We start from the raw sequence: 258 nt of genomic DNA, 5'->3' as shown, positions 1-258 counted from the left end.
CGCGCGCGGCTTTCACGGTGCCGGCGGCGGTCATGAGCATCGGCATGAAGCGCGGATAGAGGTTCGAGGCCACGAGCACCGCCTTGTACCCGGCGATGTTGGCCTGCGACGACAGCACGTCGAGGCTTTGCGCGCGCGTGGTGCGCGGCGCGGCTTCGAGCGCGAACGCCGTCACGCCAGCCTCGGCGAGTTTCGCGGCGTTCTCCGCATTAAAGGGATCGAGCATGCCGACCAGCACTGCGCCGCGCTTCATGAACG

Annotated in this window: 1 pseudogene; it reads right to left on the bottom strand. The window is 68.2% G+C overall.

What is annotated here, in order from left to right:
* Window positions 1–258 (bottom strand): annotated as a pseudogene (locus tag AB4Y42_RS44530) (NAD(P)(+) transhydrogenase (Re/Si-specific) subunit alpha); the annotation flags it as partial.

This window comes from Paraburkholderia sp. EG286B (assembly GCF_040965655.1).
Taxonomy (GTDB): domain Bacteria; phylum Pseudomonadota; class Gammaproteobacteria; order Burkholderiales; family Burkholderiaceae; genus Paraburkholderia.
The sequence above is the reverse complement of the archived record's forward strand: the minus strand, read 5'-3'. Positions and strand labels throughout refer to the sequence as shown.